Genomic DNA, 23,618 nt, shown 5'->3' with positions numbered 1-23,618 from the left:
GCCTATTGCATGTCTATTGCGCTTGAGCGAACTCCAGCATCGCGCCCAGCATGCGCCGCAGCAGCGGCTGCACGCGCGCGGCGGTTTCCGGCAGGTAGGCGAAGGGCGCTTCGAGCTGCATGTAGCAGCTCCAGGCCATCTCCAACTGCACGACGTGAATGCCGCTGGCGGGCCGGCCATGGTGCCGGGTGATGTAGCCGCCCGTGAAGCGGCCGTTGAGCACCGAGGTATAGCCCGGCTCGGCCTGCGCCAGCGCAAGCAGCCGCTCGCCCAGGCCCGGTGCACAGCTCGTGCCCTGGGCGGTGCCGAGGTTCAGGTCGGGCAGGCGGCCGTCGAAAAAGCGCGGCAGTACGGGATGGATGGAATGCGCGTCCCACAGCATGGCCACGCCGTGGGCTGCGCGGATGCGCGCGAGTTCGGCGGCCAGCTTGTCGTGGTAGGGCTGCCAGATGGCGGCGCGGCGCGCGGCGATCTCGGCCTCGCCGGGCTGGTCCGCCGCGTCGGCGTAGATCGGCTCGTACAGAAAGGTGTCCACGGGGCACAGGCCGGTGACGCTGCGACCCGGGTACAGGCTGGCGCCGTCGGGCGGGCGGTTGATGTCTATCACGTAGCGCGAATGCGTGGCGCGCAGCACGGAGGCCCCCATATCCACGGCGAAGGCATAGAGCAGGTCGAGGTGCCAGTCGGTGTCTGCCACGAGCCGGCCCGCGGGCGTGAAGCGCGCGGCCAGCGCGGGCGGTATATGGGTGCCCATGTGCGGAATGGAAACCAGCAGCGGCCGGGTGCCCTGGTGGAAGAGGAACGGCGGCTCGGCGGTCTGGAAGGCGGTCATGGTGCGAGTCTCTCTCAAAGTAAGGCCCGGCGGGCATCGATGAACGCCCGCGCGGCCTGCGCATGCAGCGCGTGCCGGCCCTCAGCCACGCACTGCACGCCCCTCGACCATACGCCTGCCACGGCGCTGGTGCGGTGGCTGGCGAACACGTGGGCCGCCAGCATCTGCTGCGGCGCGGACAGGCCCTGCAGCGCCACGTGCCGCGCGTCGAGCGCGACGAAATCCGCCTGCTGCCCGACCGCCAGCCCGGCCACCGCGCGGCCCGCCGCCTGGGCGCCGCCCCGCATGGCCTGCAGCGTCATGGCGGTGGCCACGTCGGGCTGGCCGGGCGCGGCCAGCACGTTGCGCTGGCGCAGCCGCAGGCGCTGGCCGTATTCGAGCAGCATCAGCTCCTGCGCCGCGTTGACGCTGGCGTGGCTGTCGGAGCCCACGCCCCAGGCACCGCCTGCATCGCGCCACGCGGGCAGCTCGAACAGGCCGTCGCCCAGATTGGCCTCGGTGCTGGGGCACAGGCCGGCCACGGCGCCGGTGGCGGCGGCGCGCGCGTATTCGGCCGCCGTCATGTGCGTGGCGTGCACCAGGCACCAGCGGGCATCGACCGGCGCATGCTCCAGCAGCCACTCCACCGGGCGCTGGCCGCTCCAGGCGATGCAGTCGTCCACCTCCTGCGTCTGCTCGGCGATGTGGATGTGCACGGGTGCCGTGGCGTCCTGCGCGGCCAGGCCCGCGAGCGCTTGGCTCAATGCGCCGGGCGGCACGGCGCGCAGCGAGTGCGGGGCCAGGCCCAGGCGCGCGCCCTGCGCGGCGCAGGCGGGGCGCAGGCGCTCGAGCAGGCGCAGCATGTCCTGCGTGCCGCGGATGAAGCGGCGCTGGCCGTCGCGCGGCGGCTGCGCGCCGAAACCGCTGGCCTGGTACAGCACGGGCAGCAGCGTGAGGCCGATGCCCGCCGCCTGCGCCGCGCGCAGCAGGCACAGCGCGAGCGTGGCGTCGTCGGCATAGGGCCGGCCGTCCGCGTCATGGTGAAGGTAATGGAACTCACACACGCTGGTGAAGCCGGCTTCCAGCATTTCCACGTACAGCCAGGTGGCGATGGCTTCGAGCTGCGCGGGGGTGATGCGCGCGGCGAAGCGGTACATCAGCGCGCGCCAGCTCCAGAAACTGTCCTGGCCGCTGGCGCGGTACTCGGCAAGGCCGGCGAAGGCGCGCTGGAAGGCGTGGGAGTGGAGGTTGGGCAGGCCGGGGATGACGGGGCCTTGTGCTGCCGGTATGCCTGGGGGGTGGGGGGTGTCGGGGTGGACGGTGATCAGGGTGCCCTGGGCGTTCCAGGCGAGCAGGACGTTGCTGGCCCAGCCGGTGGGGAGGAGGGCCTGGGTTGCGAAGAGGGTTGCGGCTGTCATGGGCGGTGCGCTCGATGGCGGTGCTTTTGGCCGGGATGTGCGACCGGCCAGCCACAGCAAACTCCAAAACACGGCAAAAACAAGATACTCCCAAATATCCTACCCGCCAGCGCAGTAAAATCAAGCACTGAAACCATATACTCCCCCACTCCGCACTACCCCCAGCACACCGCGCCCCCCAAACCAGTAGGCCATCTCCTCCACATCCCGCAAATCCCACAGCACGAAGTTCGCCGGCCTCCCCACCCCGATGGCGCCGTGCGTCTCCTGCAGCCCCAGCGCCCGCGCCGCATGCACGGTCACACCCGCGATCGCCTCCGGCACCGTCAGCCGGAACAGCGTGCAGGCCATGTTGACCATCAGCAGCAGACTCAGGCACGGCGAAGTGCCGGGGTTGTGGTCGGTCGATACGGCCATCGGCACGCCCGCCGCGCGCAAGCCCGCTATGGGCGGCAGTTGCGTATCGCGCAGCGTGTAATAGGCCCCCGGCAGCAGCACCGCCACCGTGCCCGCGTCGCGCATCGCGTCGATCCCCGCCTGCGACAGATGCTCGATGTGGTCGCACGACAGCGCGCCGTAGCGCGCGGCAAGCCGTGCTCCGTCCATGTCCGACAACTGCTCGGCATGCAGCTTGACCGGCAGGCCCAGGCGTTGCGCGGCCTGGAACACCTGCTCGGTTTCATCGAGCGAGAACGCGATGCGCTCGCAGAACACGTCCACCGCGTCCACCAGCCCCTCGGCATGCAGCGCCGGCAGCACCTCCTCGCAGACCAGGCGTATGTAGTCGCCGCTGCGCCCCGCATACTCGGGCGGCAGTGCGTGCGCGCCGAGGAAGGTGGCGCGCACCGTCACGCCGTGCGCCTGCGCCAGCCGCCGCGCCACGCGCAACTGCTTGCGCTCGTGCTCCAGCGCAAGGCCGTAGCCGGACTTGATCTCGACGGCGCACACGCCCTCGGCCAGCAGGTTCTGCAGCCGCGCGCTGGCGCTGGCGAACAGCTCGTCCTCGCTGGCCTCGCGCGTGGCGCGCACGGTGGAGACGATGCCGCCGCCGGCCTGCGCCACTTGCTCGTAGCTCGCGCCTGCCAACCGCATGGCGAATTCGCCCGCGCGCTGGCCGCCGTAGACCAGGTGCGTGTGGCAATCGACCAGCCCCGGCGTGACCAGCGCGCCGCCGCCCGCGTGGCGCGGCAGGCCCGCATGGGCGGCGGGCAGTTCGGCCAGCGCACCGACCCAGGCGATGGCGCCCCGCGCCACCACCAGCGCGTCGGCACGCAAGGCATCGGCCACGCCGTCTAGGCTGCCGGGTGCGAAGCGCAGGCCACTCCAGAGGCCATCGGCACTGTGATTTGCTACTGTATTCATAGCTGCTACCGCTTATCTTTCCTGCGCTGGAGGCATATTTCATTCATGAATGCGTGATGCGCACAACGGCCAGTGCGGCATCGCCGCCGTCCGCCCGCGCCTGCCAGCCGAGCGCCTGCCCGGCCCACCACACGCCCTGCCCTGGCGCGCAGTCGAAAGCCGCAGGCCCTGCCGCCAGCCGCCACGGGCCGCGCAACGCGAGCAGCACGCCAGCCTGCGCCACGTTGATGGCGCGGGCCTCGCCCGCCAGCACGCGCAGCTCGCCCCGCACGCGGCCGCGCCGGGCCATGAGGTTGAGGTCGCTCGACGCGCCGCCCAGCAGTTCGCAGTCCAGCACCGCATCGCCCGAAAAAGCGAACGGCTGCCACGGCGTGGCGAGCGCATGGTCGATGGCGCCGTGCGCCGAGCGCAGCCGCACGCCCGCGCCGTCGAGCAGCATGATCTGCCGCTCCACGCCAGGGAAGGCCGAGAACGGCCCGCCCGCCGCGATGGTGGCGACACTCACGCGCCAGTCGAACGCATCGAGGCCCGCGCCGGGCGGCCAGCAGGCGATCTCGCGCGTGGTGCCGCCGCCGTTCTTCCACGGCGTGGCGGGCAGCGCGGCGAGGTCGAAGCGGTGCATGGCGGCGCCCTTGCCCTACCTGAGCATCGGCAGGTTCAGGCCGTGCCGCTTCGCCGCCGCGACGGCGATGTCGTAGCCCGCATCGGCATGGCGCATGACGCCCGTGGCCGGGTCGTTCCACAGCACGCGGGCGATGCGCCTGGCGGCGGCATCGGTGCCGTCGCAGACGATGACCACGCCCGCGTGCTGCGAGTAGCCCATGCCCACGCCTCCGCCGTGGTGCAGGCTGACCCAGGTGGCACCGCCCGCCGTGTTGAGCAGCGCGTTGAGCAGCGGCCAGTCGGAGACGGCGTCGGTGCCGTCCTGCATCGCCTCCGTCTCGCGGTTCGGGCTGGCCACGGAGCCGGTGTCCAGATGGTCGCGGCCGATGACGATGGGCGCCTTCAGCTCGCCGCTCCTCACCATCTCGTTGAAGGCCAGGCCGGCCTTGTGGCGCTCGCCCAGGCCCAGCCAGCAGATGCGCGCCGGCAGGCCCTGGAAGGCGATGCGTTCGCGCGCCATGTCGAGCCAGCGGTGGGTGTGCGTGTTCTCGGGGAACAGCTCCTTGATCTTGGCGTCGGTCTTGTAGATGTCCTCCGGGTCGCCCGACAGCGCGACCCAGCGAAACGGGCCCTTGCCCTCGCAGAACAGCGGGCGGATGTAGGCGGGCACGAAGCCCGGAAAGTCGAAGGCGTTGGCCACGCCCTGGTCGAGCGCCACCTGCCGGATGTTGTTGCCATAGTCCACCGTGGGCACGCCCATGGCCTGGAAGGCCAGCATGGCCCGCACGTGCGCGGCGCAGCTCTGGGCGGCGGCGGCCTTCAGCGCCGCGTGCTGCGCCGGGTCGGCGGCGGCGGCGCGCCACTGCGCCACGCTCCAGCCCGCGGGCAGGTAGCCGTTGACGAGGTCGTGCGCCGAGGTCTGGTCGGTCACGATGTCGGGGCGGATGCTGCCGGCCTGGGCGCGCCGCGCCAGCTCCGGCAGCACTTGCGCCGCGTTGCCGAGCAGCGCGATGGAGACGGCTTCCTTGCGCGCCGTGTGCTGGGCGATCAGCGCCAGCGCGTCGTCGATGTCGCGGGCCTGCTTGTCGACGTAGCGCGTGCGCAGGCGAAAGTCGATGCTGCTCTGCTGGCATTCGACGGCCAGCACGCAGGCGCCGGCCAGCACGCCCGCGAGCGGCTGCGCGCCGCCCATGCCGCCGAGGCCGGCGGTCAGTATCCACCGGCCCGCCAGGTCGTTGCCGTAGTGCTGGCGCCCGGCCTCGACGAAGGTCTCGAACGTGCCCTGCACGATGCCCTGCGCACCGATGTAGATCCAGCTACCCGCCGTCATCTGGCCGTACATGAACAGGCCCTTGCGGTCGAGCTCGTCGAAATGCTCCCAGGTGGCCCATCTGGGCACGAGGTTGGAGTTGGCGATCAGCACGCGCGGCGCGTCGGCGTGCGTGCGGAACACGCCCACGGGCTTGCCCGACTGCACGAGCAGGGTTTCGTCGTCGCTCAGTTCCTTGAGCGCAGCGAGGATGGCGTCGAAGCATTCCCAGTTGCGCGCCGCGCGCCCGATGCCGCCGTAGACCACCAGGTCCTGCGGGCGCTCGGCCACGTCGGGGTGCAGGTTGTTCTGCAGCATGCGAAACGGCGCCTCGGTGAGCCAGCTCTTGCACGACAGCGTACTGCCCGTGGGCGCGGCGATGTGACGGCTGGGGTCGTGGCGCGGGTCGGCGGCGGTCTTCTGGGGTGCATTCATGTGTTCTTCCTCCTCGGTGGATCTGCAATGCATGTTTCAGGCCCGGCTGGGCAGCAGCGCGCGCAGCGGCTGCGGCCAATGCGCGGGCGCGCGCAGCGCCCAAGCGCGCATAGCCTGCACGTCGGGGGCGAGCAGGCGGTCCTGCGCGAGAAAAGCCACGCGCGCGCGCAGTTCGCCGAGCGCGGCTTCCACCAGCGGCGAGCTTTTCAGCCCGCCCTGCCCGCGCGGGCCCTGCTTGAGCTCGATCCCCTGGGCGGCGGCCATGGCCTCGATGCCCACGACCGTGGCCGTGTTGTCCACCATGTCGCCCAGGCGCCGAGCGGCGAAGGTGGCCATGGACACATGGTCCTCCTGGTTGGCCGAGGTGGGCAGGCTGTCCACGCTGGCCGGGTGGGCCAGCGACTTGTTCTCCGACGCCAGCGCGGCGGCGGTGACCTGGGCGATCATGAAACCCGAGTTGACGCCGCCGTCCTGCACCAGGAATGGCGGCAGGTTCGAGAGCCCGCTGTCGAGCAACAGTGCCATGCGGCGCTCGGAAATCGCGCCGACCTCGGCCACGGCGAGCGCGATGATGTCCGCCGCGAAGGCCACCGGCTCGGCGTGGAAGTTGCCGCCGGAGATCACCTCGCCGGTGTCTGCGAACACCAATGGGTTGTCCGACGCCGCGTTGGCCTCGGTGGCGAGCACGCGCGCCGCATGGCCCAGGTTGTCCAGGCAGGCGCCCATGACCTGCGGCACGCAGCGGATCGAGTACGGGTCCTGCACGCGCCCGCAGTGGATGTGCGAGGGCACGATCTCGCTGCCCTCCAGCAGTTCGCGCAGCGCCGCCGCCACCGCCATCTGCCCCGGCTGGCCGCGCGCCGCGTGGATGCGCGCATCCAGCGGCTTGACCGAGCCCAGGATGGCTTCGAGCGAGAGCGCGCCCGCCAGCAGCCCGGCGGCGAACACGCTCTCGGCCCCGAACAGGCCGGCGAGCGCGAGCGCGGTCGATACCTGCGTGCCGTTGAGCAGCGCCAGACCTTCCTTCGGCCCCAGCACGAACGGCACACGGCCGATGCGGCGCATGGCCTCGGCGCCGCCGATGACCTCGCCGTCGGGCGTGCTGGCCTCGCCCTCGCCGATCAGCACGCAGGCCAGGTGCGCGAGCGGCGCCAGGTCGCCCGATGCGCCGACCGAGCCCTTGGCCGGGATGCGCGGCATGAGGCCGGCGTTGAACAGGTCGAGCAGCGCGTCCACCAGCTCGGGCCGCACGCCCGAATGGCCGCGCGCCAGGCTCACGGCCTTGGTGGCCAGCACCAGCCGCACCACGCCGTCGTCGAGCGGCGCGCCCGTGCCCACGCTGTGCGACAGCACCAGATTGCGCTGCAGCTCGGCCAGCCGCGCGTGCGCGATGACGGTCTGCGCCAGCTTGCCGAAGCCGGTATTGATGCCGTAGACCACGGCGTCGGCATCGACGATGCGCTGCACCGCTGCCTGCGCGTCCCGCATGCCGGCGCGAGCGCCATCGGCCAGCGCCAGCCGCAAGCCACCCGCGTGAATGCGGCGCAGCGCGGCCAGCGGCACGTGGCCGGGTTCCAGTACCAGGGTGTTGTCATGGGCTGTCATGGTCTGATCCTGTCTATACAAGTAGTCTCGAACGGAAAATCGGGGCAGTCAACCGAACACCGGGTTGCCATCGGCGCGGAAGCGGCTGCCCAGGCGGTAGCGCGAGGCCGGGTGCAGGCAGCGCACCATGGTCACGGGCACGCCGCGCGTCCAGGTGCGGCGGGTCAGCAGCAGGCAGGGCTGGGCCGGGTCCATCTCCAGCGCCCGCGCCTGCTCGGACGTGGGCAGCACGGCGTCGATCACGTGCTCCATCTGGTCGAACGGCACGGTGCGCACCAGGTATTCAGAGGGCTGCAGGACACTGAAATCCTGGCGCGTGAAGTCGGGCGCCATGCGCGGGTTCACGTAGCGGTCCTCCAGTTGCACCGGCACGCCGTTCTCGCGGTGCACGCAGACCGCGTGGAACACCGATTCGCCGGTGCGCAGGTCCAGCGCGGCGGCGGTCTCCAGCGACGCGGCCACGCGCTCGACCGCCAGCACGTCGCAGCGGTAGTCGTGCCCGCGCTGGCGGATCTCGCTCGCCAGGTTGGCGATCTGCAGCAGGGTGGACTGGGGCCTGTCCTCGGCCACGAAGCTGCCCACGCCGGCCACACGCACCACGCGGCCTTGCTCGGCCAGTTCGCGCAGCGCGCGGTTGGCCGTCATGCGCGAGATGCCGAACTGCGCCACCAGCTCGTGCTCGGAGGGCAGGCGCTGCCCGGCAGCCCAGGAGCCGTCCTGGATCTTGCGCGCGATGAAGTCCTTGACCTGCTGGTACAGCGCCAGGGCCGGCGCGGGCGCCGTGGCGCTGCTGCGCGACGCCGGCAGTTGCGCATGGGTCTTGCGGCGGGTGGTGGGTGTGGGCATGGTGCGTTGGAACGTGTTCATCAGTGCTGCGCGCCAGCCAGCGCCTCGGCGCGGATTTCTTCCGTCAGCCGCGCCTTGAGCGCCATGAACGCGGACGAGGTCTTGAGCGTGTAGCTGCGCGGGTGCGGAAAATCGACCGCCACCTCGGCCTTGATGCGCCCGGGCCGGGCGCTGAACACTGCCACGCGGTTGGCCATAAAGATGGCCTCGTCGATGTCGTGGGTGACGAACAGCACCGTCTTGCGCGCTGATTCCCAGATACCCAGCAGCAGCTCCTGCATCAGCACGCGGGTCTGGTTGTCGAGCGCGCCGAACGGCTCGTCGAGCAGCAGTATCTTGGGGTCGTTGGCCAATGCGCGGGCGATGGCCGTGCGCTGCTGCATGCCGCCCGAGAGCTGCCTGGGATAGTGCCGCTCGAAGCCGCGCAGGCCCACGCGGGCGATGAAGTAGTCGCTGCGCTCCTTCTGCTGCGCAGCGGGCAGGCCGCGCTCGCGCAGGCCGAAGCGGATGTTCTGCTCGATGGTGAGCCAGGGGAACAGCGTGTAGCTCTGGAACACCATGCCGCGGTCGGCGCCCGGCCCGGCGACGGGCACGCCATCGAGTTGTACGCGGCCCGTGCTCGGCTGGTCCAGGCCGGCCACGATGCGCAGCAGCGTCGATTTGCCGCAGCCCGAGGGGCCGAGGATGGTGACGAAGTCGTTCTCGCGCACCTCGAAGTCGATGGGCAGCAGCGCCTGCGTGCGCTGGCCCCGGCTGCCGGAGAAGACGCGCGACACGCCCTGGATGGAAAGCTGGGGCGGCGCGTTCATCGCAGCGTGCTCCAGGCGAAGAGGCGGCGGTTGGCGGCCTTGAAGGCGAAGTCGGACACCAGCCCGATGACGCCGATGACGATGATGCCGAAGATGATCTGCCCGGTGTTGAGCAGCGCCTGGCTGTCCACGATCATGTGGCCGATGCCGGAGGACGAGCCGATCAGCTCGGCCACGATCACGTAGGTCCAGGCCCAGCCCAGCACCAGCCGCAGCGTCTCGGCGATGTCGGGCGCGGCGCCGGGTATCAGCACGCGCGTGACGATGCCGCGGTTGCCCGCGCCCAGCGTGTAGGCGGCTTCCACCAAGTCGCGCCGCGCGCCGCCCACGGTGACGGCCACCATCAGCACGATCTGGAAGAACGATCCGATGAAGATGAGCAGCACCTTCTGCAGCTCGCCAATGCCGGCCCAGAGGATCAGCAGCGGAATGAAGGCCGATGCTGGCAGATAGCGGCAGAAGGAGACGAAAGGCTCGAAGAACGCCTCCACCCCCTTCCAGGCGCCCATGGCGATGCCCAGCGGCACGCCGACGGCGGCGGCCAGCGCGAAGCCGCCCAGCACGCGCCACACCGTCATGCCGATGTCGTGCGCGAAGTGGTATTCGGTGAACAGCAGCCAGCCTTCGCGCACCATGGTCACAGGGCTGGCCAGGAACGTGGGCGAGACGAAGCCGCCGAGCGTGAATACCGCCCACGCGGCCACGAAGACGGCGAAGAATGCCAGCCCCAGCAGCCAGCGCGCCCGCGCACTGACGGGCTCCAGCGGCACGCAGAGGCGCCGCCGCGCGGGTGCGGGCGCCGCCGGCATGGATGCGGGCGCCGCCACGGCGGCGCCCAGCGCGGGATTACTGGATGTAGCGGGCATCGAAGGTCGCGGACAAGTCCTCGGGCGCCTTGCGGATCACCCCGGCTTCGAGCAGGATGGGCACCGAATCCTTCATGAACGCGGTGAGTTCGCCGCCGAAGAACTTCTGGTTGGCGGCCTTGTCCTGCCAGCGCAGGTAGGCGGCGGACTTCGAGAACTGCTCGCCGCTCTGCTTGACCGCCGCGCCCATGATTTCATACGACTTGTCGGGCTCGGCCTTGATCATGTCGAGCGCCTCGAAATACGCCGCGGTCAGCGCCTGCGCCGCCTTGGCGTTGGCCTGGAGCCAGGTGGGCGCGCAACCCACGGTGTCCATCACCATCGGGTAGTCGAGCGTAGTGGCCAGTATCTTGCCGGCAGCCGGGTTGGCGCGGATGGTGGAAAGATAGGGCTCGTAGGCGAAGGCACCGTCGTTCTGGCCGGCCACGAAGGCCTGCGAGGCCGGACCCGGCTCCAGCGTGGCCACCTTCACGTCCTTGATGCTCATGCCGTTCTTGTTGAGCATCCAGGCCAGACCGAAGTACGGCGAGGTGCCCGGCGCGCTGACGCCGATGGTCTTGCCCTTCAGGTCGGCGAAGCCCTTGATGTCATTGCGCACGGCCAGGCCGTCGGCGCCGTAGGACTTGTCCATCTGGAAGATCTGCACGATGGGCACGCCATTGGCGTTCCAGGCCACGTGCGTTTCCACCGTGGTGGCGGCGCACTGGATGGCGTTGGACGCCAGCGCGAGATGGCGGTCCTTCTGCGGGATCATCTTGAGTTCCACGTCCAGCCCGTGCTTCTTGAAGATGCCGGCCTTGTCGGCCAGCGTCAGCGGCGCGAAGCCCGTCCAGCCCGACATGCCCAGCGCAAGCCTGGTTTCCTGCGCCTGGGCCATGCCCGCCACGCCTGCGGCCACTGCCAGCAGCGCCATTCCCTTGACCATTTTCCGATTCATGCTCGACTCCTGTGAAGACTGCTGCCGGCACGGCGCGCCTGGGCACCGTGCCGGGGGTTGTGGTTCCAGGCGCATGCACCACCTGTCTATACATGCCCGGCACCCGACGCACGGCACCCGACGCACGGCAATGGTGCAGCATGCAGCAAGCCGCCATGCACCGCATCAGGGTTGTTTCCGATGGCTTTGTATATACAGGACCATGCACTGCGGCCCGGCGAGATAAAAAGCACGAACCATGCCTGGCATCGCGCCGGCGCTGGAAGCCGCGCCAGCGCCGGGCCCGGTACTGGGTACTGGGTACTGGGATGCCACCTTGACAAGGCTCGGCAACACCTCTGGTGCAGTGTTCAACCTGGAAACAGCAGTTGACCGCTTTGCATCCCTTGCCAGGCCGCATGCAATCAGGCGTTGACGGCTTCGATGACGTTCACCTCGTGGGTGAGCGCGCCATGCACCTGCCAGCACCGCGCTCGGCGCGCCATGCGGCGTTGCTCCTCCTTGCGGGCACCAGCCCGCCCGCGTCGTCGCGTCTTGCCTGGCACCCCGATCACGGCCCCGGCAGGCGCATCCAACCGCCGTTTCCAGGTTCAAGCAGGTGGCGGCGACCGCACCAGCATGGAGCGGCACCGCTTCATGCTGGCCGACGCCGTGCGCGGCGCCGCCCTGCGCCTGCGGCGCTGGGACCCGCTGCACCCTGTGGCGCTGCACCGGGACCTGGCCGAAAACGTGGCCACGGACAGCTACCCGGGCCCGCTGGAACAGGTGCCGACCTACCTGCTCGACGATGCGCTCACGCACGCCTTCCAGGGGCAGGCCGGCCATACCTACCCACCGCAGCAGCCGCAAGGCCCCGGGCACTGCGTGCGGGTATCGCCCGCTGCCGCACGGCACCGGATTGTGGTCCAATCGCCGGCATGAGCGAGACATCCCTTCCCTCCCCCGCCGCGCTGCGCGGCACCCGCGTCCTGAGCCTCGCGCTCAACCTGCCCGGCCCGGCGGCGCTGATGCGCTGCCGGGACATGGGCGCCTCGTGCGCCAAGCTGGAGCCGCCCGCGCCTGCGGGGGCGGACACGGCGGACCCGATGGGCGTCTACAGCCCCGCCGCCTACCGCGCGCTGCACGCGGGCGTGGAAATCCTGCACGCCAACCTCAAGACCGACGCGGGCCAGGCGCTGCTGCAGGCCGAACTGGCGCGCACCGACGTACTCATCACCTCGTTTCGCCCCTCGGCGCTGGAAAAACTGGGGCTGGGCTGGGAGGCGCTGCGGGCGCGTCACCCACGCCTGTCGCTCGTGGCCATCGTCGGCGCGCCCGGTGCCCGCGCCGAGGAGCCAGGGCACGACCTGACCTACCAGGCCGAGAGCGGCCTGGTCCCCGGCACCGCGCTGCCGTCCACGCTGTACGCCGACATGGCCGGCGCGCTGGCCGCGAGCGAGGCCGTGCTGCAGGCCCTGCTGCAGCGCGCCGCCAGCGGCCACGGCGTGCGCATCGAAGTGGCCTTGTCCGGCGCCGCGCACTTCCTGGCGCTGCCGCGCGACTGGGGCCTCACGCAGCCCCAGGGCCAGGTCGGGGGCGCGCATGCGGGCTACCAGGTCTATGCCTGCGCCGATGGCCGCGTGGCCGTGGCGGCGCTGGAGCCGCACTTCGCTGCCGCGCTCTGCGCCGCCGCCGGCCTGCCCGCCGGCACCGACATGCAGGCACCCGCCACGCACGCGGCCATCGCCGCCTTCGTGCGCGGACAGTCGCGCGCGCAACTGGAGCGGCTGGCGCGCGAGCGCGACATACCGCTGCACACGCTGGCGCCTTGAGAACCCGGGCCCGCTGTTCCGCATCCACCGGAGACGCGTGCGGGCCGGCGGCAGCAAGGCCTACGACTTCCGACTGTACCTGCGCGTCATCTACCAGGCGCTGTGCGGCAACCACCTCGGAACGGATCTCCGGTCCAGAAAACCGGGCACCAGCCCCAAGGCCGGCGGGCCGCATTACCTCTACCGCTTCTGCGCCGAGCAGACCGTTACCGCCAACACGGCGGCTGCGGGCGGCGATGTTGCGCGGCGCGCGCGCCATCGAGCGGCCGCCCCAGTCGGGGCGCAAACCCGGGCTCCAGGCCGCGATCCCGCATGGCCTCGATGGCAATGCGCACCAGATCGCTGCGGCTGCAGTGAGAACATGCTCAGTGCGGCCCCGCCGCAGCGGGCCTGAGCAGCAGAAACACCACGATGGCCGCCACCGACAGCGCGGCGGCCAGCCCGAAAGCCAGGCCCGGAGACACCGCCCACAGCGCCCCCGCCACCAGCGATGCGGGCAGATACAGACCACCCGTCACGAAGTTGTAGACGCCTATGGCCGTGGCACGGCGCTCGGGCTCCAGGTCGGCAATGAAGGCCTTGCTTTGCGACTCCTCGATGGCGTAGAACAAGCCATACAGGCAAAAGACGCCCACCATTTCCCAGCGGCTGCCCGCCACCACCAGCCACAGGTTGAGACCCGCATACACCGCATAGCCCAGCACCACGATGCGGCTGCGCCCCACCCTGTCGCCCAGCTTTCCTGCCAGCGGCGCGGCCACCACGCAAACCACATTGAACAGCGCATACAGCAGCACCACGTCGGTCATGCCAAAGCCCACGTCATGGGCCTTGAGCAGAACAAAGCCCAGGCTGAAATACGCCAGCGCAAACACCCCCGCCGGCGGCAGGAAGCGCTTGAATCCCGCGCTGAGCTGCTGCCAGTTCTCACGCACGCTCTCGCGCGCATGGGGCTGGCCGCGCCGGTCCGGAATGCGCGTGAGCACCAGCACGCTGACCACCGCCGGCACAAAGGCCACCAGGAACAGCAGGCTGTAGGTGCGGGCCGATTCGCCCAGCCACTTGAGCAGCGCATAGGCCACCAGCGGCCCCAGCACGGCACCCGATTTGTCGAGAGCCTTGTGCACGCCAAACGCATAGCCGCGCGATTCCTTCGCGGCGATGGACGACAGCCAGGCATCGCGCGGCGGGCCGCGAAAGCCCTTGCCCAGCCGCTCGATGACGCGAAAGACCGACAGCGCCACGATGGACGACGACACCAGCAAAATCAGCTTGGCCAGCGTCGAAAAGCCGTAACCCGCCGTGGCCAGCCACTTGCGCTGACCGCTGCGGTCCGACAGCCAGCCGGCCAGATAGTTGAGCGACGAGGCCGAAAAATCCGCCAGCCCCTCGATCAGCCCCAGCAAGGCCGTCGATGCACCGGCCACCGTGGTGAAGAACACGGCGAACACCGAAAAGATCATCTCGGAGCTCAGGTCGGTGAGAAAGCTCACCAGGCCGAGCTTGAGCACATCGGGGTGAATCTTGCCGCGCGTGGCGGTGCCGGCAGAATCCTTGCGAACGGACTGGCGCATCGTGTTTCCTCGGAGGTACCTGGCGCCATTGTGCAATGCCACCGGCGTGAACAGGTACGCCGCAACTATCGAAACAGTAGCTGCCTGCGCTTTACAGGCAAGCGTTTGAGCCCGATTTCAACCTAGAAGCGGCAGTTGGATGCACCTGCCAGTGCCGTGATCGGGGTGCCAGGCAAGGCGGGACGACGCGGCGGGCTGGTGCCCGCAAGGAGGAGCAACGCCGCATGGCGCCCCGAGCGCGGTGCTGGCAGGTGCATAGCGCTCTTACCCACAAGGTGAACGTCATCGAAGTCATCAACACTTGATTTCATGCGGCCTGGCAAAGGCTACGAAGCGGTCAACTGCCGTTTCTAGGGCCAATCCAAATCACCTGCCCCGGCAAGCCTATCGCCATGCCACAACCCTACACTGGCGGCATGCCCTGCTTTCGTGGCAGCGGCGACCCCCGCGCCCCGGCCCATGGCCAGCGACCCATGAGGAAGATTGCAATGCCAACCGATCAAGCCACACCGCTGCGCGAAGCACCCACGTTGCAAGGCCTGAGCGCCGCCGAAGCGGCCCGCCGCCTGGCGGCCGAAGGCCCCAACCTGCTGCCCGGCAGCGCCCCCAAGTCCATGCTGGCCATCGTGCGCGACGTGGTCACCGAACCCATGTTCCTGATGCTGCTGGCCGCCGGCGGCATCTACCTGGCGCTGGGTGACCGCGCCGAGGCCATGTTCCTGCTGGGCTTTGTGTTCGTGGTCATCGGCATCACGCTGGCGCAGGAGCGCAAGACGCAGCGCGCGCTCGAATCCCTGCGCGACCTGTCGGCCCCGCGCGCACTGGTGATTCGCGACGGCCAGGAACAGCGCATCGCCGGGCGCGAAGTGGTGCGTGGCGACCTGCTGGTGCTGCACGAGGGCGACCGCATCGCCGCCGACGCGCTGCTGATCGACGGCCAGATCGAAGTGGACGAATCCCTGCTCACCGGCGAAGCCGTGCCCGTGACCAAGCTGCCCGCAGCTGCGGGCACCATGCAGACGATGCAGGCCCCGGCCCCGGGCGGCGACGGCACGCCGGGCCTGTTTGCCAGCACCGTGGTCACGCGCGGCGTGGGGATCGCCGAGGTATATGCCACGGCGGCCCACACGGCCGTGGGGCGCATCGGCGCCGACCTGGCCACCACGGTGCAGCCGCCTTCTGCACTGCAGCAGGACTCGCGCCGGCTGGTGCGCAACCTCGGCACGGGCGCGGTGGTGCTGGCATTCGCCCAGGTGCTGCTGGGCTGGTGGTGGAATGGGCAGCCTCTGCTGGAGAGCCTGCTGTCGGGCATTGCGCTGGCCATGGCCATCCTGCCCGAGGAGATTCCGGTCATCCTCACCGTGTTCCTGGCGCTGGGCGCCTGGCGCATCTCGCGCCAGAAGGTGCTGACGCGGGTCGTCACCGCCGTCGAGGCGCTGGGCGCCATCACCGTGCTGGCCGTGGACAAGACGGGCACGCTCACCATCAACCGCATGGCCGTGGCCGAACTGGCCAGCGCCGACGAGCATTTTCGCCCCGAGGGGGCCAGCGAATTGCCCGAACACTTTCACCTGCTGACCGAGTTCGCCATGCTGGCCACGCCGGGCGACCCGTTCGACCCCATGGAAAAGGCCATCCAGCAGTTTGGCCACCAGTGGCTGCAGGGCACCGAGCATGTGCACGATGGGCGCGAGCCGGAGTTCGAATACGCGCTCTCGGGCGAGATTCTGGCCATGACGCGCGTGTTCGCCAGCGACGAGCCGGGTGTGCACCTGCTGGCCACCAAAGGCGCACCCGAGGCCGTGGCCGATTTGTGCCACCTGGATGCCGGGCAGCGCGATGCCATCCGCCGCCAGGTGGAGGCCATGGCCGAGCGCGGCCTGCGCGTGCTCGGTGTGGCGCGCGGCCGCTGGAAGGGCGCGGCCCCGGCGCCCGACCAGAGCCCGCCCTGGCCGCAGAGCCAGCACGACTTCGACTTCGATTTTCTGGGCCTGGTGGCGCTGGCCGACCCGCCGCGCCCCGAAGTGCCCGCCGCCCTGGCCGAATGCCGGCGCGCCGGCGTGCGCGTGATCATGATGACCGGCGACCACCCCGCCACGGCCCGCGCCATCGCCCGGCAGGTGGGCCTGTCGGAGCGCCCCGAAATCATCACCGGCGCCGAACTGGAGACGCTGGACGATGCCGCCCTGCGCGAGCGCCTGCGCCATGTGGACCTGTGCGCACGCCTGCAGCCGCGGCACAAGCTGCGCCTGGTGCAACTGCTGCGCGCATCGGGCGAGGTGGTGGCCATGACCGGTGACGGCGTGAACGACGCCCCCGCCCTCAAGGCCGCCGATGTGGGCATTGCCATGGGCGAGCGCGGCACCGACGTGGCGCGCGAGGCCGCCGCACTGGTGTTGCTGGACGACAGCTTCGCGCGCATCGTCGCCGCCATCCGCCAGGGCCGGCGCATCGACGGCAACATCCGCAAGGCCACGCGCTTTGTGTTTGCCGTGCATGCACCCATCATTGCGCTGGCCATGGTGCCCACGCTGCTGCACTGGCCGGTGCTGCTGCTGCCGGTGCACATCGTGCTGCTGGAGCTGCTGATCGACCCGGCCTGCTCCATCGTCTTCGAGGCCGAAGCCGAAGACAGCGACACCATGGAGCGCGCGCCGCGCCCGGTGTCCGACTCGCCGTTTGCCTTCGTACCGCTGCTGTGGTCGGTGCTGCAGGGCCTGGGCATGGCCGCCGTGCTGCTGGCCGGCCAGGCCTGGCTGGTGCATCAGGGCTGGCACCCCGACCAGGGCCGCGCCGTGGTGTTCAGCACGCTGGTGCTGGGCGTGCTGCTGCTGATCCTGGCCAACCGCGACCTCTCGCGCCCGGCGCTGTGGGGTGTGACCGACCCCAACCCCTGGCTGTGGCGCATGGCCACCGGCATGGGCATGCTGCTGGCGGCGGTGCTGGGCATTCCCTGGCTGCGCAGACTGATGGGGCTGGCCCTGCCCGACTCACAAGGCCTGGTGGTGGCCGCGAGCCTGCTGGCGCTGTGCCTGGCCTGGCTGGAACTGGTGCGGCTGGCGGGCCGGCTCCTGGGCGCCAGCGGCAAGGCCGGGCGTGGCACCGCACGGCCTCCTGAACGCCTACGGCCGTGATGCGCTGCCGCCCGCGGGCGGCACGGCATGGTCCAGATCGGGGCGGCGCCACGGGTCCACATGGGCCATGAGGTTGAGCACGCGGTGGCGTTGCAGCACGCGATGGCGGGCCTGCACCGCAATGTCATGGCCTGCCTCGACCGTCAGGGCGGCGTTCACCTCCAGGTGCGCATCGACCACAATCATGTCGCCCATCTTGCGCGTGCGCACGTCGTGCACGCCGCTCACACCCGGCGTCTCCAGCAGCGTCTGGCGAATGGCCTGCACCTCCTGCTCGTCCACCGAGCGGTCCATGAGATCGTGCAGCGCATCCCAGCCAAACTCCCAGCCCATCCTGGCCACCATGAAACCGACGATCAGCGCGGCAATCGGGTCCAGGATGGGAAAGCCGGCCAGGTTGCCTGCAATGCCAATGCCCACCACCAGCGACGAGGCTGCATCCGAGCGCGCATGCCAGGCATTGGCCACCAGCATGCTCGACTTGACGCGCTTGGCCACGGCCAGCATGTAGCGAAACAACAGCTCTTTGCCCACCAGCGCGGCACCGGCCACCCACAGGGCCACCATGTGCACCTGCGGCACGGCCTCGGGATTCTCCAGCTTGACGACCGCCGACCACACCATGCCCAGGCCCACGCCCAGCAACAACAGGCCCAGCACCAGCGAGGCCGCCGTCTCGAAACGGTGGTGTCCGTAAGGGTGGCCCTCGTCGGCGTCTTTTTGGGCATGGTGGTTGGCAAACAGCACCACGAAATCGGCCACCAGGTCCGACAGCGAGTGGATGCCATCGGCAATCAGGCCCTGCGACCTGGCCATCACCCCCACCATGATCTGGATGGTGGACAACACCAGGTTGACGCCCACACTCACCCAGGTGCTGCGCGATGCGGCGGCCGCGCGCTGCGCGGGGGTGTGATCGGTGTCTTCGGAGTCGTCGGCAAAGTCATTGAATTTCATGGTGGATGCCTGTCAGGGCGGCTGAGGACGGAAGGCAAATTGCCTGGGTTGCGCCCGAAAAATAGCGCGGGGCCCCGCCTACGGCCGTATTTTGCCCCGTGGCTGCAAGCCAAATGCTGTGTGATTCAGTCAATGCCAGTGCGTGTGGTGGGCATCTGGCACATTGAAACCTATTGATACGACCCTTTGAAGTCGAGAGTCGTCGTGGACGGACTGCCACAGGCAAACGACTCACGAAAGTTAAAAATTCATGGGACCGGAGCAATAGTAAAACCAGCCTCGCCGAAGCAGGAAGTCAGCGGCGCATTTGCTCAGCAATGAGTCGGTTTGCATAGGTCTGACAGAACGGTTGGGTTGCCGGCAACCTGCCCCAGCGCCCACGCCACATGCTCGCGCACCAGCGCGCTCGCGTGGCCTGCGCGCTCGGCCAGCGCCGCGCGCAGGCCCGCGTCGTCGTGCGCGCGCAGCGCGTTGCCCAGCGCCACCGCGAGGTTGCGCAGCCAACGCTCGTGGCCGATGCGGCGGATGGGGCTGCCCTCGGTGCGGCGCAGGAACTCGTCCTCGCTCCATGCGAACAGGGCCGCGAGCGTGCTGCCCGCCAGCCCCGCGCGCGCGTCGAAGTCGGGCAGCGCGCTGCGGCGGGCAAACTTGTTCCACGGGCAGACGAGCTGGCAGTCGTCGCAGCCATAGATGCGGTTGCCCAGCAGCGGGCGCAACTCCGCGGGAATGGACCCCGCGTGCTCGATGGTCAGGTACGAGATGCAGCGCCGCGCGTCGAGCCGCCCTGGCGCCACGATGGCCTGCGTGGGGCACACGTCGATGCAGGCGCTGCACTGGCCGCAGTGGGCGGTCACGGGCGCGCTGGCGGGCAGCGCGATGTCCACGTAGATCTCGCCGAGGAAGAACATCGACCCGGCCTCGCGGCTCAGCACCAGCGTGTGCTTGCCGCGCCAGCCCTGGCCGCTGCGGGCGGCCAGTTCGGCCTCCAGCACGGGCGCCGAATCGGTGAACACGCGGTGGCCCAGCGGCCCCACCTCGGCGGCGATGCGTTCGGCCAGCGCCTGCAGCCGCGCGCGCAGCACCTTGTGGTAGTCGCGCCCCCGGGCGTAGAGCGACACCACGGCCTCGCGCGGGCGATGCAGCCGCGCCAGTTCGATGCCCTGCCAGCCCTCTGGCGTGGCGGCGGGCAGGTAGTCCATGCGCGCGGTGATCACGCTCAGCGTGCCGGGCACCAGCTCCGCCGGGCGCGCGCGCTTGAGCCCATGGGCCGCCATGTACTGCATGCCGCCATGGAACCCTTGGGCCAGCCAGGCACGCAACCCGGGCTCCGCCGACGACAGGTCCACGCCGGCCACGCCGATTTGGGAGAATCCCAGTTCGCGTGCCCACTGCTGGATGTGAGAGACGAGTTGACTGCTGCCGACCACCATCGACCGATTGTAGAAACCCGCCTGCTCTGGCGCGACGAGGCCGACACCGCCGCCTTCGCGCAGGCATTGGCCAGGACGTTCGCGCAGCAGCCCGCGCCGCGCGACGCCTACATCGAGCTGCAAGGCGACCTCGGCGCGGGCAAGACCACGCTGGTGCGCCACCTGCTGCGCGCGCTGGGCGTGGCCGGGCGCATCAAGAGCCCCACCTACGCGGTGGTCGAGCCGCACGATGCGGCGGGCCTGCCGGTGTGGCATTTCGACTTCTACCGCTTCGGCGACCCGCGCGAATGGGAGGACGCGGGCCTGCGCGATATCTTCGCCAGCCCCGGCCTGAAGATCGCCGAATGGCCCGAAAACGCCGCTGCGCTTGTTCCAATTGCCGATCTAGCTATTAAAATAGAAGCGGACCAGGACGAACTACGGCACGTCACGCTGCGCGCGGCCAGCGCGCGCGGGCAGGCGCTGCTGCGAGGAGCCACCACCGCATGACCAACCGCACACGCCGCCACCTGTTGCAGACCGGCAGCCTCGTGCTGCTGCTGGGTGCGCAGCAGATCGCGCGCGGCGCCAGCATCCTGGCCGTGCGCGTATGGCCCGCGCCCGAGTATTCGCGCGTCACCATCGAGTCCGACGGGCAGCTCACGGCCAGGCAGTTCTTCGTGTCCAGCCCGCCGCGCCTGGCCGTGGACATCGAGGGCATCGACCTGGACGCCGCGCTGCGCGAGCTGGTCGCCAAGGTCAAGCCCGACGACCCGTTCATCAACGGCATCCGCGTGGGCCAGAACACGCCGGGCGTCGTGCGGCTGGTGGTCGACCTGAAGCAGCCCGCCATGCCCCAGGTCTTCACGCTGCCGCCGGTGGCGGCCTACCAGCACCGGCTGGTGTTCGACCTGTACCCGGCGCAGGAGGCCGACCCGCTGGAGGCGCTGATCGCCGAGCGCTTCCAGGACGCGCAGCGCGGCCCCGCCGCCGCCCCATCGGCGCCACCCGCTGCCGCGCCGGTGCCCGACCCGCTGGGCGAGCTGATCGCCCGGCAGGCCGGCAAGCCCGCGCCGCCCGTCGCCGCCGCGCCGCCGCCCGCACCGGCGCAGGAGCCCACGCCCTCGCGCACCGACCGCATCATCATCGTCGCGCTCGACCCCGGCCACGGCGGTGAAGACCCCGGTGCCACCGGTCCCGCCGGCACGCGCGAGAAGGACGTGGTGCTGAAGGTGGCCCACCTGCTGCGCGAGCGCATCAACGCCACCAGCATCGGCGGCAATCCGATGCGCGCCTTCATGACGCGCGACGCCGACTTCTTCGTGCCCCTGGGCACGCGCGTGGACAAGGCCCGGCGCGTGCAGGCCGACCTGTTCGTCAGCATCCACGCCGACGCCTTCACCAACCCCGACGCGCGCGGCGCCAGCGTGTTCGCGCTGAGCCAGGGCGGCGCGTCGAGCAGCGCCGCGCGCTGGCTGGCCAACAAGGAGAATCAGGCCGACCTGGTGGGCGGCCTCAACGTCAAGGCCCAGGACGCCCACGTGCGGCGCGCCCTGCTGGACATGAGCACCACGGCGCAGATCAACGACAGCCTCAAGCTCGGCGGCGCGCTGCTGGGCGAGATCGGCAGCCTGGGCCGGCTGCACAAGGGCCAGGTGGAGCAGGCCGGCTTCGCCGTGCTGAAGGCGCCCGACATCCCCAGCGTGCTGGTGGAAACCGCCTTCATCAGCAACCCCGAGGAAGAGGTGCGGCTGCGCAGCGGCGCCTACCAGGAGCAACTGGCCGACGCGCTGATGCGCGGCATCAAGCGCTACTTCGCACGCAACCCGCCGCTGGCGCGCAGCCGCAGCCTGTAGTCGGAACCCACCGGGGGGGGGGAGTATCCACTCCCTTCGCTTTATTTTCCTGCGCCAGCAGGCAGGGTAGGGGGGAGTATCCAGAGCCGGATGGGGCGGACCGCGCCGCCCGCGGGGCTCCGTGCGCGTTGTCAGGCCGTGCGTGGGCCGACGGTGAAGCTGAACTCGGCCACGCCGTCCACGCCGCCGGACACCACGTCGCCGATCTGCACCGGGCCCACGCCTGACGGGGTGCCGGTGAAGATCAGGTCGCCGGGCTCCAGCCGCACCGACTGCGACAGGTAGGCGATCACGTCGGCCACGGGCCAGATCAGCTCGGCCAGGTCGCCCTGTTGCCTGGCCTGCCCGTTCACGCCGAGCCAGATGCGGCCCTTGGACGGATGGCCTGTCACGGCCACGGGCACCAGCGGCGTGCTCGGGCCCGAGGCGTCGAAGCCCTTGGCGAAATCCCACGGGCGGCCCATCTTCTTGGCCACGGCCTGCAAATCGCGACGGGTGAAATCGACGCCCACGGCATAGCCCCAGACATGGTCCAGCGCCTGCTCCACCGGAATGTTCGCGCCGCCTTCGCCGATGGCCACGACGAGTTCGATCTCGTGGTGCAGGTCGCTGGTCAGCGGCGGGTACGGCACCGTGCCCGCGGCGGGCACCACGGCGTCGGCGGGCTTGCTGAAGAAGAACGGCGGCTCGCGGTCGGGGTCGTGGCCCATTTCGCGGGCATGCTCGGCGTAGTTGCGGCCCACGCAGTAGACGCGGCGCAGCGGGAAGCGCGCAGACTGGCCCTCGATGGCCAGCGTGGCGGGGGCGACGGTGGGGATGGCGGGGAAAGACATGGCTTGCAATCCTTGGGTGACAGGGGAAACCACCCAGTCTAGTGCAGTGTTCAACGCTAAGCAGCACATGAAACCGCGCCTTTTGCCGCATGGCGGCGTTGCAAATCCTCGCGATAGCTACGGCTATCGCTGTGGTTTGCGCCATGCCCTGCGCCAAAACGCATCGCTTTTATCCTGGAAACGGCAGTTGGATGCGCCTGCCAGCGCCGTGATCGGGGTGCCCCAGGCAAGACGCGACGACGCGGCGGGCTTGCTGCCCGCAAGGAGGAGCAACGCCGCATGGCGCGCCGAGCGCGGTGCTGGCAGGTGCATAGCGCTCTCACCCACGAGGTGAACCCATCGAAGCCGTCAGCGCTCGATTTCATGCGGCCTGGCAAGGGATGCAAAGCGGTCAACTGCCGTTTCCAGGTTTATTGGTGCCGCCAAGCATCGAACACTGCACTAGCGGCGCGTCCGCACGCCGAATTGGACACAGCTACGCGCTTGTTGGACGCTCACCCTGCCCCACCTGCCTGCCGGTATCCGCGCGGCGAGACGCCAAAGCGCAGCCGGAAGCGGCGCGAAAAATACGCCTCGTCGGCGAAGCCGCAGGCGTGCGCAATGTCGCCGATGCGCCGCCCCGTGCCCGCCAGCAGCGACTGCGCCAGCGCCATGCGCCGCTCCAGCACCAGGTCGGTGAAGGTGTGGCCCGTCTCCTTGCGCAGCAGGTGGGCCAGGTAGTTGGGCGACAGAAAAGCCGCCCGCGCCGCGCCGGCCTGCGACAGCCCCGGATCGCCCAGATGCGCTGCAATGTAGGCCCGCGCTGGCGGTTGGTGATGCGCATCTTCTCCAGCAACATCAGCAATTGCGGCATCTCGGCCTCGGGCACGGTGAAATCCTGGTATTCCTGAAACCGGAACGGTGCCAGCTCAGGCGCTTCGGCCAGCGGCACGTCTTCCAGGTCGAGCGGATCACACAGCAGGTCGCGGCGCAGGAATCACAAGTTCGACACTTCCTGAATGTAAGTGTTTGATTCCATTAGAAATGGATGTCAAACCGCAGAC

At 70.0% G+C, this 23,618-nt stretch carries 19 protein-coding genes and 1 pseudogene; 5 read left to right on the top strand and 15 right to left on the bottom strand.

The features are described from left to right. Positions 1-13: 13 nt before the first annotated feature. The 10 genes from hutG to PY257_RS14985 all read right to left on the bottom strand — a co-directional run bounded on the left by hutG (position 14) and on the right by PY257_RS14985 (position 11,001). On the bottom strand, positions 14-832 hold the full coding sequence (gene hutG / locus PY257_RS15030; protein WP_275743288.1) for an N-formylglutamate deformylase: 819 nt from the start codon (positions 830-832) through the stop codon (positions 14-16). A gap of 14 nt (positions 833-846) precedes the next feature. Beyond that, positions 847-2,229: a formimidoylglutamate deiminase gene (locus PY257_RS15025; protein WP_275743286.1), complete on the bottom strand. Its 1,383-nt coding sequence runs from the start codon at positions 2,227-2,229 to the stop codon at positions 847-849. Between the two features lie 120 nt (positions 2,230-2,349). Further along, positions 2,350-3,591, bottom strand: coding sequence for an imidazolonepropionase (hutI, locus tag PY257_RS15020; protein ID WP_275743284.1), 1,242 nt, complete (start codon positions 3,589-3,591; stop codon positions 2,350-2,352). Positions 3,592-3,634: 43 nt separating this feature from the next. After that, on the bottom strand, positions 3,635-4,213 hold the full coding sequence (locus tag PY257_RS15015; RefSeq protein WP_275743282.1) for a HutD/Ves family protein: 579 nt from the start codon (positions 4,211-4,213) through the stop codon (positions 3,635-3,637). A 15-nt stretch (positions 4,214-4,228) separates the two neighbouring features. Then, entirely contained in the window at positions 4,229-5,938 is a 1,710-nt protein-coding gene (gene hutU / locus PY257_RS15010) for a urocanate hydratase (protein ID WP_275743280.1), read from the bottom strand. A 36-nt stretch (positions 5,939-5,974) separates the two neighbouring features. After that, positions 5,975-7,543: a histidine ammonia-lyase gene (gene hutH / locus PY257_RS15005; protein ID WP_275743278.1), complete on the bottom strand. Its 1,569-nt coding sequence runs from the start codon at positions 7,541-7,543 to the stop codon at positions 5,975-5,977. Positions 7,544-7,591: 48 nt separating this feature from the next. Further along, positions 7,592-8,389, bottom strand: coding sequence for a histidine utilization repressor (hutC, locus tag PY257_RS15000; protein WP_275743276.1), 798 nt, complete (start codon positions 8,387-8,389; stop codon positions 7,592-7,594). 20 nt (positions 8,390-8,409) lie between these two features. Further along, positions 8,410-9,198: an ABC transporter ATP-binding protein gene (locus tag PY257_RS14995; RefSeq protein ID WP_275743274.1), complete on the bottom strand. Its 789-nt coding sequence runs from the start codon at positions 9,196-9,198 to the stop codon at positions 8,410-8,412. Continuing rightward, positions 9,195-10,064, bottom strand: coding sequence for an ABC transporter permease (locus PY257_RS14990; protein WP_275743272.1), 870 nt, complete (start codon positions 10,062-10,064; stop codon positions 9,195-9,197). Before PY257_RS14990 ends, PY257_RS14995 begins: the two co-directional genes overlap by 4 nt. Then, a complete protein-coding gene (locus PY257_RS14985) occupies positions 10,045-11,001 on the bottom strand; it encodes an ABC transporter substrate-binding protein (protein WP_275743270.1) in 957 nt (318 codons plus the stop codon). Before PY257_RS14985 ends, PY257_RS14990 begins: the two co-directional genes overlap by 20 nt. Before the next feature lie 534 nt (positions 11,002-11,535). On the opposite strand from PY257_RS14985, the gene PY257_RS14980 reads away from it, so the two are divergent. Together PY257_RS14980 and PY257_RS14975 are read left to right on the top strand one after the other, a co-directional pair. After that, positions 11,536-11,922, top strand: coding sequence for a hypothetical protein (locus tag PY257_RS14980; protein WP_275743268.1), 387 nt, complete (start codon positions 11,536-11,538; stop codon positions 11,920-11,922). Further along, the gene (locus PY257_RS14975; protein ID WP_275743266.1) at positions 11,919-12,812 is read left to right on the top strand and encodes a CoA transferase; all 894 of its coding nucleotides are present in this window, start codon (positions 11,919-11,921) and stop codon (positions 12,810-12,812) included. Before PY257_RS14980 ends, PY257_RS14975 begins: the two co-directional genes overlap by 4 nt. Before the next feature lie 365 nt (positions 12,813-13,177). Here the strand turns inward: PY257_RS14975 and PY257_RS14970 are convergent, their stop codons facing one another. Next, on the bottom strand, positions 13,178-14,386 hold the full coding sequence (locus tag PY257_RS14970) for an MFS transporter (protein WP_275743263.1): 1,209 nt from the start codon (positions 14,384-14,386) through the stop codon (positions 13,178-13,180). Between the two features lie 488 nt (positions 14,387-14,874). Here PY257_RS14970 and PY257_RS14965 point away from each other — a divergent pair, with 488 nt between their 5' ends. Then, the gene (locus PY257_RS14965) at positions 14,875-17,520 is read left to right on the top strand and encodes a cation-translocating P-type ATPase (RefSeq protein WP_275743261.1); all 2,646 of its coding nucleotides are present in this window, start codon (positions 14,875-14,877) and stop codon (positions 17,518-17,520) included. Here the strand turns inward: PY257_RS14965 and PY257_RS14960 are convergent. Beyond that, entirely contained in the window at positions 17,509-18,477 is a 969-nt protein-coding gene (locus PY257_RS14960; protein WP_275743259.1) for a cation diffusion facilitator family transporter, read from the bottom strand. The two genes, PY257_RS14965 and PY257_RS14960, sit on opposite strands and share 12 nt — an antisense overlap. A 311-nt stretch (positions 18,478-18,788) precedes the next feature. Next, on the bottom strand, positions 18,789-19,907 hold the full coding sequence (queG, locus tag PY257_RS14955) for a tRNA epoxyqueuosine(34) reductase QueG (RefSeq protein ID WP_419095724.1): 1,119 nt from the start codon (positions 19,905-19,907) through the stop codon (positions 18,789-18,791). Between queG and tsaE the strand changes: the two genes are divergently transcribed. Both tsaE and PY257_RS14945 read left to right on the top strand, forming a co-directional pair. Further along, on the top strand, positions 19,887-20,396 hold the full coding sequence (gene tsaE / locus PY257_RS14950) for a tRNA (adenosine(37)-N6)-threonylcarbamoyltransferase complex ATPase subunit type 1 TsaE (RefSeq protein WP_275743257.1): 510 nt from the start codon (positions 19,887-19,889) through the stop codon (positions 20,394-20,396). The genes queG and tsaE overlap by 21 nt on opposite strands. Then, the gene (locus tag PY257_RS14945) at positions 20,393-21,742 is read left to right on the top strand and encodes an N-acetylmuramoyl-L-alanine amidase (RefSeq protein ID WP_275743255.1); all 1,350 of its coding nucleotides are present in this window, start codon (positions 20,393-20,395) and stop codon (positions 21,740-21,742) included. The genes tsaE and PY257_RS14945 overlap by 4 nt, the downstream gene beginning before the upstream one ends. A gap of 131 nt (positions 21,743-21,873) precedes the next feature. On the opposite strand, the gene PY257_RS14940 is transcribed toward PY257_RS14945, so the two are convergent. Continuing rightward, on the bottom strand, positions 21,874-22,575 hold the full coding sequence (locus PY257_RS14940) for a fumarylacetoacetate hydrolase family protein (RefSeq protein WP_275743253.1): 702 nt from the start codon (positions 22,573-22,575) through the stop codon (positions 21,874-21,876). 494 nt (positions 22,576-23,069) lie between these two features. Then, positions 23,070-23,551, bottom strand: a pseudogene (locus PY257_RS14935) (helix-turn-helix transcriptional regulator); the annotation flags it as partial. Positions 23,552-23,618 lie beyond the last annotated feature (67 nt).

The sequence above is a fragment of the Curvibacter soli genome, from assembly GCF_029211125.1.
In the GTDB taxonomy this organism is placed as follows: Bacteria; Pseudomonadota; Gammaproteobacteria; order Burkholderiales; family Burkholderiaceae_C; genus Curvibacter_A; species Curvibacter_A soli.
This window is presented reverse-complemented; position numbering and strand designations above follow the sequence as displayed.

Excerpts from the sequence above, each read along its gene's own strand:
- PY257_RS15015 (WP_275743282.1), bottom strand. The coding sequence starts at position 4,213 with ATGCACCGCTTCGACCTCGCCGCGCTGCCCGCCACGCCGTGGAAGAAC.
- PY257_RS14970 (WP_275743263.1), bottom strand. The coding sequence starts at position 14,386 with ATGCGCCAGTCCGTTCGCAAGGATTCTGCCGGCACCGCCACGCGCGGC.
- hutC (WP_275743276.1), bottom strand. The coding sequence starts at position 8,389 with ATGCCCACACCCACCACCCGCCGCAAGACCCATGCGCAACTGCCGGCG.
- PY257_RS14960 (WP_275743259.1), bottom strand. The coding sequence starts at position 18,477 with ATGAAATTCAATGACTTTGCCGACGACTCCGAAGACACCGATCACACC.
- hutH (WP_275743278.1), bottom strand. The coding sequence starts at position 7,543 with ATGACAGCCCATGACAACACCCTGGTACTGGAACCCGGCCACGTGCCG.
- queG (WP_419095724.1), bottom strand. The coding sequence starts at position 19,907 with ATGGTGGTCGGCAGCAGTCAACTCGTCTCTCACATCCAGCAGTGGGCA.
- PY257_RS14975 (WP_275743266.1), top strand. The coding sequence starts at position 11,919 with ATGAGCGAGACATCCCTTCCCTCCCCCGCCGCGCTGCGCGGCACCCGC.
- PY257_RS14985 (WP_275743270.1), bottom strand. The coding sequence starts at position 11,001 with ATGAATCGGAAAATGGTCAAGGGAATGGCGCTGCTGGCAGTGGCCGCA.
- PY257_RS14945 (WP_275743255.1), top strand. The coding sequence starts at position 20,393 with ATGACCAACCGCACACGCCGCCACCTGTTGCAGACCGGCAGCCTCGTG.
- PY257_RS14965 (WP_275743261.1), top strand. The coding sequence starts at position 14,875 with ATGCCAACCGATCAAGCCACACCGCTGCGCGAAGCACCCACGTTGCAA.
- hutI (WP_275743284.1), bottom strand. The coding sequence starts at position 3,591 with ATGAATACAGTAGCAAATCACAGTGCCGATGGCCTCTGGAGTGGCCTG.
- hutU (WP_275743280.1), bottom strand. The coding sequence starts at position 5,938 with ATGAATGCACCCCAGAAGACCGCCGCCGACCCGCGCCACGACCCCAGC.
- PY257_RS15025 (WP_275743286.1), bottom strand. The coding sequence starts at position 2,229 with ATGACAGCCGCAACCCTCTTCGCAACCCAGGCCCTCCTCCCCACCGGC.
- PY257_RS14940 (WP_275743253.1), bottom strand. The coding sequence starts at position 22,575 with ATGTCTTTCCCCGCCATCCCCACCGTCGCCCCCGCCACGCTGGCCATC.
- PY257_RS14995 (WP_275743274.1), bottom strand. The coding sequence starts at position 9,198 with ATGAACGCGCCGCCCCAGCTTTCCATCCAGGGCGTGTCGCGCGTCTTC.
- PY257_RS14990 (WP_275743272.1), bottom strand. The coding sequence starts at position 10,064 with ATGCCCGCTACATCCAGTAATCCCGCGCTGGGCGCCGCCGTGGCGGCG.
- hutG (WP_275743288.1), bottom strand. The coding sequence starts at position 832 with ATGACCGCCTTCCAGACCGCCGAGCCGCCGTTCCTCTTCCACCAGGGC.